The sequence below is a fragment of the Ornithinimicrobium cavernae genome (assembly GCF_003121625.1).
Taxonomy (GTDB): domain Bacteria; phylum Actinomycetota; class Actinomycetes; order Actinomycetales; family Dermatophilaceae; genus Ornithinicoccus; species Ornithinicoccus cavernae.
Window position 1 is genome coordinate 97714 of sequence record NZ_QDDJ01000013.1, and the last position, 13070, is coordinate 110783.

Below are 13070 nucleotides of genomic sequence, written 5' to 3' on the forward strand. Positions count from 1 at the left end.
GCGCGCGGACGGTCAGTCGCGCAGGCCGGCCTGCACCGCAGCCAGCTGGGTCATCAGGCTGCTCTGCACGCCCTCCCCGCTGTCCTGCACCGCCGCGGCGATCCGCTCGCCCAGCTCCGCGGTCGAGCCACCCATGCCGGCCCCCGACAGCTCGGGCAGCTCCGCGAGCACGCGCGCCGTGGCCGACTCGACGGCTGCCGCGGCGTCACCCTCGCCGAGGCTGGCCAGGCACAGCGCGAGAGACAGGGCGGCACCGGCCGGGTTCGCCCAGCCCCTGCCGGCGATGTCGGGCGCCGAACCGTGCACCGGCTCGAACATGCTGGGGGCGGAGCCGTCCAGGTTGAGGTTGCCGCTGGCGGCCACGCCGAGCCCGCCCTGCAGGACGGCCCCGAGGTCGGTGATGATGTCGCCGAACAGGTTGTCCGTGACCACCACGTCGAAACGCTCGGGGGACACCGGCAGGTGCATGCACATCGCGTCGACGTGCACGTAGTCGTGCTCGACGTCCGGGAAGCGGGCCGCGACCTCCTCGACCACGTCACTCCAGAGGGCCCCCGCCTCGACGAGCACGTTCGTCTTGTGGCACAGGGTGACCCGACGCCGGCGCTGTTGCGCCAACCGGAACGCGAAGTCCACGGCGCGGTGCACGGCATACCAGGTGTTGGTCGACCCCTGGGTGGCGACGGCTCCCGGCGTGCCGCGATGGACCGTGCTGCCCCCACCGACATAGCTGCCCTCGGAGTTCTCGCGGACGACGACGAGGTCGCACCGCTCGGGAGTCAGGCCCGCGATGGGCGTCGGCACCCCGGGATAGAGGCGGACGGGCCGCAGGTTGATGGCCTGACGCAGCTCCGCGCGCAGGGCCAGGATGACGCCCCGCTCGAGGATCCCGGGGGTCACCCGCGGGCTGCCGATGGCGCCGAACAGGATCGTGTCGTGGCCGCGCAGCAGCTCCACCGCCTCGGGGGTGAGCAGCTCGCCGGTGTCGAGATAGTTGTCCGCGCCCAGCGGGACGTCGGTGCGCTCGGTGGTGAAGCCGAAGCGGGCCTCCGCGGCGTCCAGGACCGTGAGCGCCGCAGCGGTCACCTCCGGGCCGATCCCGTCGCCACCGATCACGGCAAGCCGGTGGGACCGGGTCTCCGCTGCACCCGCCGCACCGGGACTCTCCACGGCCGCACCGCCGCTCCGCACGCCTGACTCCGACACAGTGTCCTCCTGAGGTCGCCCAACTGGTGCTGGTCAGTCTGCACGATACGACGACACCACCCGCGGGCGGCCATCTCGCCGGCACCGCTTTCCGTGACGTCAACCGACCGGGCTACAGTGTCGGGCATCCTGACCGCCGCCGACCGAGGGCGACGGCTGCGACAGTCTGTGAAGGAGGAGCAATGGGACACACGCTGGCCGAGAAGGTCTGGCGCTCGCACGTCGTGCGACAGGCGGAGGGTGAACCAGACCTCCTCTACATCGACCTGCACCTGGTGCACGAGGTGACCAGCCCGCAGGCCTTCGAGGGGCTGAAGGTCGCGGGCCGGACCGTGCGCCGTCCGGACCTGACGCTGGCCACGGAGGACCACAACACGCCGACCACCCCCGGTCCGGTGCTCGACGTGATCAGCCGCACCCAGCTGGAGGCGCTGACCGCCAACTGTGCGGAGTTCGGGATCGTGCACCACCGGCGCGGCCGGCTGGGGCAGGGCATCGTCCACGTGATCGGCCCGGAGCTGGGCCTGACCCAGCCGGGCATGACGATCGTGTGCGGTGACAGCCACACCTCCACCCACGGCGCGTTCGGCGCCCTGGCCCTGGGGATCGGCACCTCCGAGGTCGAGCACGTGCTGGCCACCCAGACGCTGCCGCTCAAGCCGTTCAAGACGATGGCGATCAACATCACCGGCGAGCTGGCCGCGGGGGCCAGCGCCAAGGACATCATCCTGGCGGTGATCAACCGGATCGGCACCGGCGGCGGGCAGGGCTACGTGCTGGAGTACCGCGGCGAGGCGATCCGGGCGCTCTCCATGGAGGGCCGCATGACGATCTGCAACATGTCGATCGAGGCCGGCGCCCGCGCCGGGATGATCGCGCCGGACGAGACGACGTTCGACTACGTCAAGGGCCGCGCGCACGCGCCGACCGGCGAGGACTGGGACGCCGCCGTGGCGGCGTGGCGCGAGCTGCGCACCGACGACGACGCGGTCTTCGACGAGGAGATCACGATCGACGTCAGCACCCTGGCGCCCTATGTCACGTGGGGCACCAACCCCGGTCAGTCCGTGACGCTGGACGACGTGGTGCCCGACCCCGCCGTGCTGGGCGACGACGACGCGCGCGGCAACGCCGAGCGCGCGCTGGAGTACATGGACCTGACCCCCGGCACCCGCATGCGTGACATCGGGGTGGACGCGGTCTTCCTGGGCTCGTGCACGAACGGTCGGATCGAGGACCTGCGCCTGGCCGCCGACGTGCTGCGCGGCCGACGCATCGCGGACAACCTCCGGATGCTCGTCGTGCCCGGTTCCCAGGCCGTGCTGGAGCAGGCCGAGGCCGAGGGGCTCGACGAGGTGTTCACGGCGGCCGGGGCCGAGTGGCGCCTGGCCGGGTGCTCGATGTGCCTGGGCATGAACCCCGACCAGCTCGCGCCGCACGAGCGTTGCGCGTCCACGTCCAACCGCAACTTCGAGGGCCGGCAGGGCGCCCGCTCGCGCACCCACCTGGTGAGCCCCGCGGTGGCCGCCGCGACCGCGGTCACCGGGCACCTCGCCAGCCCCTCCGACCTGAGCCCGCTGCCCGACCGCACCCCTGTGGAGGTCTGAGCCATGGATCCGTTCACCACGCACACCGGCGTCGGTGTCCCGCTGCGCCGCAGCAACGTCGACACCGACCAGATCATCCCGGCGCACTTCCTCAAGCGGGTCAGCCGCACCGGGTTCGAGGACGGTCTCTTCGCCCGCTGGCGCGAGGACCCCTCGTTCATCCTCAACCAGGAGGCGTATGCCGCGGGGTCGGTCCTGGTGACCGGCCCGGACTTCGGCACGGGGTCCAGCCGGGAGCACGCCGTGTGGGCGCTGCAGCAGTACGGCTTCCGGGTGGTCATCTCCTCCCGCTTCGGCGACATCTTCCGCGGCAACAGCGGCAAGGGCGGCCTGCTCACCGCCCAGGTGGCCCAGCCCGACGTCGAGCTGATCCTGAAGTACCTCGAGAACAGCCCCGGCGCCACCATCACCGTCGACCTCCCCGGCCGCACCGTCACCGCGGGTGACATCGTCGCGCCGTTCCAGGTCGACGACTACGTGGCCTGGCGACTGCTCAACGGGCTGGACGACATCTCCCTGACGCTCCAGCACGAGGACGCGATCACCGCCTACGAGGCCAGCCGTCCCGCCTACAAGCCGGTCGTCACCGCCGAGACCGGCAGGCGCACACCGATCCAGGTCAGCACGAAGCCCGCTCCCTGACACCGACGGTCCCGGACCGAGGAGTGGGATACGCCGTGGGCCGCAGGTGTTGTCCGGCCGCCAGCCGCACGTGGTCGCGTCGACCGTTCCGGGACAATGTCAGGCAGTTCCAGGGGTATCACCCCGGAACTGCCTGACGTTCTGCCCGAGCCCACCCTCCGCACTGCCACTCCGGAACCGCCTGCCACCGGGAGTGCGTCGGCGATGGTCCGCGCCGCGCCCCTGCCAACCGCGCTGACGCAACGCCTCCGCCACCTGGTCCAGAAACCCGTCCTCGTCAGTGAGCAGCCCCAGCACCGGGATCTCGATGGTCAGGTCCTTGACCAGCGCGCGATCGTTGCGCCGGCGGGCGTCTGCCACCGGCGCGAGCCCGGTGTAGTGCTGGACCCCGTTGATCTCAGCATGGACCGCGTAGTCGTCGAAGTACACGTCCAGGAACACCTGCCCCTGGGAGGTGTGCCGCAGCTCCTGGCGCGACGGCTCGGGCAACCCGCGCCGGCGACACATCCGCGCAAAGTCGATCTCCCCGAGCGCGTGGGCACCGTCGCAGACCAACGGGATGGCCTCATCGAGGAGGGCACGGCGCGGGTGCCGAGCTGTCGTCCCCCAGGCCTCGAGCAGGCGGCCCGGCGGCACCAGACGCTGCTGCACGGTCATGGCGAGCAGGGTCAGCGCCTGCCGGTCCGAGGTCGCCCAGGCCGCTCCACGGAGCACAGCCACCTCGGGGGCGGTGCGCGGCGGTTGCGTGCTCATGGTGCGGCCGAGGTCCCGGCAGTGATGGATGCGGACACCTTCGCGTGCGTGCGTGCGGGTGCCGCGGCGGACGCTGACGTGCACGATCCGTTCCTGCCAGGACGACAGGCCCGCGGCCAACAGTGACGAGACGCCGTCCAGCACCGCACCCGACCCGGACTCCCACACCGCAACGCACCACGATCCTTCCCTGCTGACCACGGGTCCGGCGAGGCCGATCGACCTCCGGCCCAGACGGTGCCAGCGTCCGGCCGTGGTCTCCGCGAGCACCTGGTCATAGGTCAGTCCGAGGGCATAGAGCTCTCGGACGTGCGCGACCCCTCCGTGCCTGGCGCCGAGCTCCTGGTCCACCATTGCGCGGCGCTCGGACGGAGTGAGCGCCCTGACGGCCTTGCGTGGGTCCCCCATGCCGCCCATGGTGGCCCAGTGACACCCCCGCCGTGCTGCGTCCTGTGGACAGAGCCCTTGTGTCAGGCACTGACGGGGTCAGGACCCTGCAGATGCATGACATCACGGTGAGATGGCGTGGTGAAAGGCGCTTCTCGACTCGTGACGCATCTCCCCGTCGCCGGACCTCGTGCCGCGCCGGGGCTTCCGCCCGTGCCAGCAGCGAGCACCGACGCACCACGCCAGCACTGGTCGCCCACCCACCCGGCCAACTGCGAGCGCCACCGGAGGGCGGCCCGCTTGACGCGACGTCCGGTGGATGCGTTACAGTCACTGCCAATGGCACGCATGCTTCTCCTCAGTCGCCGCAGCGAGACCTTCTAGGTCCGGCCCCTCGCTGCGGAGTCTGCTGTCCCCCGGACACACCGACAGCCCCCAGTGAGGAACCGAGCATGACCGCCACCCAGACCCACCCGAACTCCGCCGTCGCAACGACCGGCACCCCCGTCCGCAACCCCCAGCAGCCGAGCAGTATGCCGTTCGGCCGCTATGTCCCCGCGCCCGCCGTCGACCTGCCGGACCGCACCTGGCCCGGCCGGCAGATCACCACGGCACCCCGCTGGTGCGCGGTCGACCTTCGCGACGGCAACCAGGCGCTGATCGACCCGATGACCCCGGACCGCAAGCGGCAGATGTTCGAGCTGCTCGTGCGGATGGGCTACAAGGAGATCGAGGTCGGGTTCCCCGCAGCCAGCCAGACCGACTACGACTTCGTGCGGATGCTGATCGAGGAGGACCTGATCCCGGACGACGTGGTGATCCAGGTGCTGACCCAGGCCCGCGAGGAGCTCATCGAACGGACCTACCAGTCCATCGCCGGCGCAAAGCAGGCGATCGTGCACCTCTACAACTCCACCTCCACGCTGCAGCGGCGGGTCGTCTTCAACACGGACATGGACGGCATCATCGACATCGCGACCAACGGTGCGCGCCTGTGCCGCAAGTTCGAGGAGACCATCCCCGACACCCAGGTCTTCTACGAGTACTCCCCCGAGTCCTACACCGGCACCGAGCTGGAGTTCGCTGTCCGCGTGTGCAACCGGGTGATGGAGGTCTTCGAGCCGACCCCGGAGAAGCCGATCATCATCAACCTGCCGGCCACGGTCGAGATGACCACGCCCAACGTCTACGCCGACTCCATCGAGTGGATGAACCGGCACCTGGACCACCGGGAGTCGGTCATCCTCTCGCTGCACCCGCACAACGACCGGGGCACGGCCGTGGCCGCGGCCGAGCTGGGCTACCTGGCCGGTGCGGACCGGATCGAGGGCTGCCTGTTCGGCAACGGCGAGCGCACCGGCAACGTGTGTCTGGTGACCCTGGGGCTCAACCTGTTCAGCCAGGGCGTCGACCCCCAGATCGACTTCAGCGACATCGACGAGATCCGTCGCACGGTCGAGCACTGCAACCAGCTGCCGGTGCACGAGCGGCACCCCTACGGCGGCGACCTGGTCTACACGGCGTTCTCCGGCTCCCACCAGGACGCGATCAAGAAGGGCCTGGAGGCGATGGACCGGGACGCGACCGAGGCCGGCGCCGCGGTCGACGACTTCCGGTGGGAGGTTCCCTACCTGCCGATCGACCCCAAGGACGTCGGTCGCACCTACGAGGCAGTGATCCGCGTCAACAGCCAGTCCGGCAAGGGCGGTGTCGCCTACGTGATGAAGGCCGAGCGCCACCTGGACCTGCCGCGCCGGATGCAGATCGAGTTCAGCCGGGTGGTGCAGCAGCACACGGACTCCGCCGGCGGCGAGATGACGTCCGAGGCGATCTGGTCAGCCTTCCAGCAGGAGTACCTCACCAACAGCGCCCCCGTCGAGCTGCGCAGCGTCGAGCACCGGTCCGCCGGTGACCAGGAGGAGGTCACGGCGACCGTCGTGGTCAACGGCACCGAGCAGGTCGTCCGGGGCACCGGCAACGGGCCGATCGCCGCGTTCGTCAACGCGCTGGGCGAGCACGGTCAGCACGTCCGGGTGCTGGACTACGCCGAGCACGCCCTCAGCGCGGGGGGCGACGCGCGCGCCGCGGCCTACGTGGAGTGCTCCGTCGACGGCGAGACCCGATGGGGCGTCGGCATCGACGGCAACATCGTCACCGCCTCGCTCCACGCCGTCTGCAGCGCGATCAACCGCCCTGCATCCTCGTAAAGGGCTCGCCCCCGGTCGGCGGGGTCCCGGCCGCCGCCCAGCCGATTCGGCTGAGCGGCGGCCGGCTCAACCGGTCAGGCCCGCACCGCGCCCGGGACCGGCAAAGGTCCTGCGGTAGCCCTGCGGGGTCGTGGCCAGCGCCGCGCGCATCCGGTGCCGCAGCGCCGCAGCGGTCCCGAACCCCGCCTCCTCGGCGACCCGGTCGACGGCGAGGTCGGTGCGTTCCAGCAGCTCGAGAGCACGTTGCAGCCGCGCCTGCAGCAGCCACTGCTGGGGTGACTGGCCCGTCTCGGCCCGGAACCGCCGGCTCAGCGTCCGCTCGCTCATCCGGGCATGGGCGACCAGGTCCTCCACTCGCGTCACCGACCGCAGGTTGGCCAGGGCCCAGAGCCGCGTCGCCGACGTGGACTGCTCGGAGCGCGGAGGGAGCGGGTGCTCGATGAACTGGGCCTGGCCCCCCTCGCGCCATGGCGGCACGACGCAGCCGCGCGCCGCGTGGTTGGCGGCCTCGACCCCGAAGTCCCGGCGGATGAGGTGCAGGCACAGGTCGACGCCGGCACCCAGGCCCGCCGAGGTGAGCACGTCACCCTCGTCGACGAACAGCACGTCAGGGTCCAGCTCGACCTGTGGGAACAGGCGGCGGAAGTCCTCGACGTACTCCCAGTGCGTGGTGGCCCGGAGGCCGTCCAGGACCCCGAGGGCCGCCAGGACGAAGGCGCCGGTGCAGACGGAGACCTGACGGGTGCCCGGCCTGAGCAGCGACCACGCCGCCTCGAGCTCCGGCGTCGGGCGACCCTCATGGCGGATCAACGGGTGCTTCATCCCGGGGACCACGACAGTCTCCGCCCACGACAGGACGTCCGGCCCGTGGTCCGACACCACGGCATACCCCTTGTGGGTGGCCACCGGCCCGCCGTCGAGTGAGGCGACCCGCACCTCGTAGCAGGGCTCGCCACTCGAGTCGCGGGCGGCCTCCAGGACCTGCGGCACGATCGTCATGTCGAAGCCGACCAGCGGCTCGATGCAGAGGACGACGACACGGTGGGGCGGACGATGACCAGCCATGGCCGAAAGTTTACACATATCGGCCTATCCGCCACTCGTCGTGCGTGGATCCTTCCCGCACACTTCTCGTATGACGTCGTCCCCCACTCTGCGTGCACCCGGCCAGGACCCCGCCAGGGCCGCCCGGCCCCGCGTCCACCGGGCGTGGTGGGTCGCGCTGGCCGGCTTCGTCGCCATGGTCGGCTCCGCCGGTTTCCGGTCCGTCCCCGGGGTCCTCATCGACCCGTTGCACGAGGAGTTCGGCTGGTCGCACGGCACGATCGGGGCTGCCGTCTCGATCAACCTGGTCCTGTTCGGCCTGTTCTCGCCCTTCGCTGCCGCGCTCATGGACCGCTTCGGCATCCGGCCGGTGCTGACCGTGGCGCTGGTCCTGCTCGCGTCCGGCAGCGGGCTGACGGTGCTGATGACCGAGGTCTGGCAGCTCTGGCTGCTGTGGGGCCTGGTCGTCGGCGTCGGGGCCGGCTCGATCTCGATGGCCTTCATCGCCACCCTGGTGAACCGCTGGTTCGTCGCGCGGCGCGGCCTGGTCAGCGGCGTCCTGACCGCCGCGGGCGCCACCGGGCAGCTGGTGTTCCTGCCCGCAGTGGCGTGGCTGGCCACGCACCACGGCTGGCGGGTGCCCGCGCTGGTCGTCGCCGGCACGGCGCTGCTCGTCCTGCCCCTGGTCCTCCTGGTGGTGCGGGACCACCCGCACGAGCTCGGGCTGGAGGCCTACGGCGCCACCGAGGGTGAGCCCACGCAGCCCCGCGCGGCACGCAGCGGCAATGCTGCCACCATGGCCCTGTCCGGCCTGGTCGAGGCGGCCCGCACGCGGACCTTCTGGCTGCTCGCCGGCGGCTTCGCGGTCTGCGGGGCCTCGACCAACGGCCTGGTCGGGACCCACTTCGTCCCGGCGGCCCACGACCACGGTATGCCGTTGACCGCGGCGGCCGGCCTGCTGGCCGTGATCGGCATCGTGGACATCGTCGGCACGATCGGCAGCGGCTTCCTCACCGACCGGGTCGACCCCCGGATCCTGCTCGCGGTCTACTACACCCTCCGCGGCCTGTCACTGATGGCGCTGCCCGCGCTGTTCGGTCCGGACGTGCAACCCAGCATGTGGGCCTTCATCATCTTCTACGGCCTGGACTGGGTGGCGACGGTGCCACCGACGGTCGCGCTGTGCCAGCAGCACTTCGGGGACAGGGCACCGGTCGTCTTCGGCTGGGTCTTCGCCTCCCACCAGGTCGGTGCGGCGGTCGCAGCCACTGGTGCCGGCCTGGTCCGAGACACGCACGGCTCCTACGACTTCGCCTGGCTCGGTGCGGGCGCGCTCTGCCTGGTCGCGACGGCACTGTCGCTGCTGGTGCCGCGGGTGCGTCTTCGGACGGGGCTCGCCGGGCAGCCACTTGGTGGTTGAGTGCGAGCCGCTGCTTCACAATGACCGGGCGTGAGGGGCCTGAGCCAACGAATCCATTGCGTAACCGCGGGCGAGAGCCAGTCTCCTACTGGGACACCGGACTTGACCCACGGCCGTGCGCCGAGGTCTCCAGAACGATCGTCACCGGACCGCAGGTTGGAACCATGCCGGGCGGGACACAGGATGGTGGGGATCCGCGCCAGGGGCGCTCCGCCGTCGATGGTCGTGACATAACTCAACTGCCGAGCGTCGGACGTACTCCTTCGGAGTCCGATGTCGTCTTGGAGCCGCCAAGCGTTCTTCGAGCCGGCTATTTCACGCTCTGAGAACGATGCGGGGCTCCAAGACGACATCTACGCCGCCGACACGGTCGTATCCGACTCTGCCGCGGATCGGTGCTCATCCGTAGTGGTAGCGGCAGGCGGCGACTCGGAGCTCGGCCCCGGCGATCTTGTACACGAGTCGGTGCTCGTCGGTGATGCGGCGCGACCAGTACCCGGCAAAGTCATGTTTCAGTGCCTCAGGCTTGCCGATGCCCTCGTTGCCGTTGCGCTGGATGTCCTTCAGAAGCATGTTGATGCGCTTGAGCACCTTGCGGTCCTGCGCCTGCCACCAAAGGTAGTCCTCCCAGGCGTTCTCGTCCCAGACCAGCAGCACTCGGTCAGTCCGTCTCGACCAGCTCGCGGACCTGCCCCTGGCCAGCCTCCAGCCGCTGCATGGCGTCCAGCAGTCGGCGGGCGTTGGCGGGTGAGCGCATGAGGTAGGCGGTCTCACGTAGCGACTCGTAGTCCGCCAGGGACACGATGACGACCGACTCGTGCCCGGCACGGGTGATGACGACCTCTTCACGGTCGTTGGTGACGCCGTCCAGCACTTCTGCGTAACGTGCTCGCGACTCGGTGTAACTCATTGTCTTCATGTATAACCTCCTGTACAGAGAACTGTACGCTGCTTCTCCTGGGCAGCCAAGAGGGCCATGTCCACGCCGGCACGGCCAACGCACGCAACTGCCGCGTCGCGGGCGTTCAGTCTCGACCGAAGCGCTGATACGCCGCCTGGCGGGTGGTGTCGAGCGCGGCGCCGATCATGGTCCAGGAGTCACCGGCCTCACGCGCGTCCCTGACGGCGCCCGCAAGGTCCACGCCGAACTCAACGGGAGTCGGGTCCAAGCCGGCACCAACGTCTGACGGTGAATACCTCGCATGCCTGGTCACGGAGAAGTTCCCGAACACGATCTGTGGCAAGTTCACGATCAGGAACCGCACAGACTCGAAGACTAAGCCAAGTGGCGTCGCCGTGACCTGGAGTCCTGGATGCGCCGACAAGGGCTGTTGCTGGAGACATTCTCAGATCCCACGCCAACAAGCGGTAGGTGTCCCCGGGCCCGAGAACGACGACTTCGACGTCGATGCCCCGGATGAGTGCGGCAGACAACCTGCGCGCTTCAGTACGACCCGAGTAGGTCCCGTTCGCCCCTTGCTCAACTGTGCAAGTCAGTGCGCCACCACTGTCCTCAGCCCCGGCCGTCGCCGACGAGGGTCTGGCCGTCCTCGGTGACGGTCCAGTAGGGGTTGTGCGCCACCTCCCACGGGTGCCCCTCCGGGTCGATGAAGACCCCGGAGTAGCCGCCCCAGAACGTGCCGCCTCCGGGGCGGCCGATGGTCGCTCCGGCGGCCTCCGCCTCGACGATCACGTCGTCGACCTCCTCGCGGCTGCCCACGTTGTAGGCCAGCGTCACCCCGCCCCACCCGCCGGAGTCCTCGACGCACGAGTCCACCTCGAGCGCCGCACGGTCCCAGAGCGCGACGACCATGCCCCCGACCTGGAAGAAGACAACCCCCTCCGGTGAGGCAGCCGGCGTCCAGCCCAGGGACCGGTAGAAGGCGACGGCCCGGTCCAGGTCCCGCACGCCCAGGGTCAGCACGCTCAGTCTCTGCTCCATGGACCGAGCCTAGTGGACCTGCCGTTCCGTGCTCAGGAGAGTGGCGACGGTCCCCGGGACTGCGCGCGCGACGCCGAGGGCCCGCACCGGCCCACTCGGGTTGGCGTGGTGGGCTGCCCGCCCGTGCACCAGGGCCCCGAGCGAGCCGGCGTCCAGCGGCGTCAGACCGGCGGCCACGAGCGCGCCGACCAACCCGGCCAGGACGTCGCCGGCGCCCGCGGTGGCCAGCCAGGCGGGGGCGTCCGCCTGGCACCGCACAGGCTCGACAGTGTCCGGTGACACGACCAGCGTGGTCGACCCCTTGAGCAGGACCGTGGCCCCGGTGAGCTCGGCCAGCCGCCGGGCGTGCACGAGCGGTGCCGCGCTGATCTGGTTGCGGTGGAAGACCCGCCCCTCCTCCAACCTGCTCAGCATCCGGGCCAGCTCACCCGCGTGCGGCGTCAGCAACGTGGGCGCCTCCCGAGGACCCTCGATGAGGTCGAGCGCCCCCGCGTCGACCACACAGGGCAGGTCCGAGGCGAGCGCGGAGCGGCAGGCCTCGACCTGGCGGCGCACGTCCGAGGTGGTCTCGTCCGTGGGGATCCCCGGACCGAGCACCCAGGCCTGGACCTGCCCCTGCCCCGGAACCGCCTCGGGGACCGCTCCGAGCACCTGCTGGGTGGCGACGTCCGGCCCGACGTAACGGATCATGCCCGCCCCCGACTCCACGGCCGCGCTCACCGTCAGCACCGCGGCGCCGGGATAGCGGCTGCTCCCGGCGACGACTCCGAGCACCCCTCGGGAGTACTTGTCATCACCCGGGCCGGGCACGGGCCACAGGTCCGCCACGTCCGAAGCCGTGAGCTGCTCCACGGTGGCCGCTGCAGGTGCCGGAACGCCGATGTCGACGATCGTGAGCCGGCCCACCACCCCGCGCGTGGCGGGCAGGATGTGCACGGGCTTGGCGAGGCTGAAGGTCACCGTCTCTGCGGCCCGGACGCTCCCGGTCACCGGGGCGACCCCCTCGGGGTCCGCGCCGCTGGGCAGGTCGACGGCGATCACCAGCGCCGTGTCCGGGACCGACTCGGCCAGGCCGAGCATCGCGCCGGCCAGGCCCGGACGGCCGCCGATGCCCAGCAGACCGTCCACCACGATGTCGGCCTCCTGCAGGGCCTGGCGCACCGGCTGTGTCAGCGCCCGCCGGGTCCGGGCCACCCGCAGCCGGGGAGCGCCGGCCTCCGTGGCCGCCCGCAGACCGGCCTCGTGCACCGCGTCCCCCACCTGCACCACGACCACCGGCAGGTGCTCGGTGAGCTGCGCCGCGGCATACAGGGCATCTCCGCCGTTGTCCCCCGGGCCGACCAGCACCACGACCGACCGGGCCGCGCGCTCCCGGGCACGGGCGAGGACCACGACGGCCAGCGCGTCCGCCGCGCGACGCATCAGCGCACCCGGCTCGAGCCCGGCCCGCACCTCAGCCTCAGCGGCACGCACCGCCGGGACGCTGTAGGCGCGGATCACCGCCGGCTCATCCCTCGGCGATGACGACGGCCGAGGCGATCCCGGCGTCGTGGGAGAGCGAGACGTGGATCGAGGTGACCCCGAGCTCGTCGGCGCGCCGCTGCACGCTGCCGCGCAGGACGAACTCCGGGCGTCCCCACTCCGACCGCAGGACCGTGGCGTCGGTCCAGCTCAGGCCGACCGGGGCACCCAGGGCCTTGGCCAGCGCCTCCTTGGCCGCGAAGCGGGCCGCGAGCGAGGAGATGCCCAGGGACTTCTCCTCATCGGTGAACAACCGGTCCAGGAGCCGCGGGGTGCGCTCCAGGGAGTCACCGAAGCGGGCGATGTCGACGACGTCGATGCCCACCCCGATGATCATCGGA

Annotated in this window: 13 protein-coding genes; 4 read left to right on the forward strand and 9 right to left on the reverse strand. The window is 71.0% G+C overall.

What is annotated here, in order from left to right; translation table 11 throughout:
* Positions 1–12 precede the first annotated feature (12 nt).
* Entirely contained in the window at positions 13–1170 is a 1158-nt protein-coding gene (locus tag DA085_RS15325; RefSeq protein ID WP_109473904.1) for a 3-isopropylmalate dehydrogenase, read from the reverse strand.
* Positions 1171–1388: 218 nt separating this feature from the next.
* Here DA085_RS15325 and leuC point away from each other — a divergent pair, with 218 nt between their 5' ends.
* On the forward strand, positions 1389–2813 hold the full coding sequence (gene leuC, locus DA085_RS15330) for a 3-isopropylmalate dehydratase large subunit (protein WP_109473853.1): 1425 nt from the start codon (positions 1389–1391) through the stop codon (positions 2811–2813).
* A 3-nt stretch (positions 2814–2816) separates the two neighbouring features.
* Positions 2817–3455, forward strand: coding sequence for a 3-isopropylmalate dehydratase small subunit (gene leuD / locus DA085_RS15335; RefSeq protein ID WP_109473854.1), 639 nt, complete (start codon positions 2817–2819; stop codon positions 3453–3455).
* 99 nt (positions 3456–3554) lie between these two features.
* Here leuD and DA085_RS15340 read toward each other — a convergent pair whose 3' ends face one another.
* Complete coding sequence (locus DA085_RS15340) at positions 3555–4616, reverse strand: hypothetical protein (protein ID WP_154402223.1); 1062 nt, start codon at positions 4614–4616, stop codon at positions 3555–3557.
* Between the two features lie 431 nt (positions 4617–5047).
* On the opposite strand from DA085_RS15340, the gene leuA reads away from it, so the two are divergent.
* Positions 5048–6802, forward strand: a complete 1755-nt coding sequence (gene leuA / locus DA085_RS15345) for a 2-isopropylmalate synthase (RefSeq protein WP_109473856.1) — start codon at positions 5048–5050, stop codon at positions 6800–6802.
* A 66-nt stretch (positions 6803–6868) separates the two neighbouring features.
* Here the strand turns inward: leuA and DA085_RS15350 are convergent, their stop codons facing one another.
* A complete protein-coding gene (locus tag DA085_RS15350; RefSeq protein WP_109473857.1) occupies positions 6869–7867 on the reverse strand; it encodes a GlxA family transcriptional regulator in 999 nt (332 codons plus the stop codon).
* 70 nt (positions 7868–7937) lie between these two features.
* Here DA085_RS15350 and DA085_RS15355 point away from each other — a divergent pair, with 70 nt between their 5' ends.
* Complete coding sequence (locus tag DA085_RS15355; RefSeq protein ID WP_109473858.1) at positions 7938–9266, forward strand: MFS transporter; 1329 nt, start codon at positions 7938–7940, stop codon at positions 9264–9266.
* A gap of 399 nt (positions 9267–9665) precedes the next feature.
* Here DA085_RS15355 and DA085_RS15360 read toward each other — a convergent pair whose 3' ends face one another.
* The 6 genes from DA085_RS15360 to DA085_RS15385 form a co-directional block, all read right to left on the reverse strand.
* The gene (locus DA085_RS15360) at positions 9666–9923 is read right to left on the reverse strand and encodes a Txe/YoeB family addiction module toxin (RefSeq protein WP_109473859.1); all 258 of its coding nucleotides are present in this window, start codon (positions 9921–9923) and stop codon (positions 9666–9668) included.
* Between the two features lie 4 nt (positions 9924–9927).
* Positions 9928–10185 carry a type II toxin-antitoxin system Phd/YefM family antitoxin gene (locus tag DA085_RS15365; protein ID WP_109473860.1) on the reverse strand — a complete coding sequence of 86 codons (258 nt, stop codon included), beginning with the start codon at positions 10183–10185 and terminating at the stop codon, positions 9928–9930.
* A 106-nt stretch (positions 10186–10291) separates the two neighbouring features.
* The gene (locus DA085_RS21380) at positions 10292–10531 is read right to left on the reverse strand and encodes a hypothetical protein (RefSeq protein WP_109473861.1); all 240 of its coding nucleotides are present in this window, start codon (positions 10529–10531) and stop codon (positions 10292–10294) included.
* A gap of 248 nt (positions 10532–10779) precedes the next feature.
* Positions 10780–11208 carry a VOC family protein gene (locus DA085_RS15375; protein ID WP_109473862.1) on the reverse strand — a complete coding sequence of 143 codons (429 nt, stop codon included), beginning with the start codon at positions 11206–11208 and terminating at the stop codon, positions 10780–10782.
* 9 nt (positions 11209–11217) lie between these two features.
* Positions 11218–12708 (reverse strand): bifunctional ADP-dependent NAD(P)H-hydrate dehydratase/NAD(P)H-hydrate epimerase, encoded by a 1491-nt coding sequence (locus tag DA085_RS15380; protein WP_109473863.1) that lies wholly within the window; start codon positions 12706–12708, stop codon positions 11218–11220.
* A gap of 7 nt (positions 12709–12715) precedes the next feature.
* A complete protein-coding gene (locus DA085_RS15385) occupies positions 12716–13066 on the reverse strand; it encodes a holo-ACP synthase (protein WP_109473864.1) in 351 nt (116 codons plus the stop codon).
* Positions 13067–13070 lie beyond the last annotated feature (4 nt).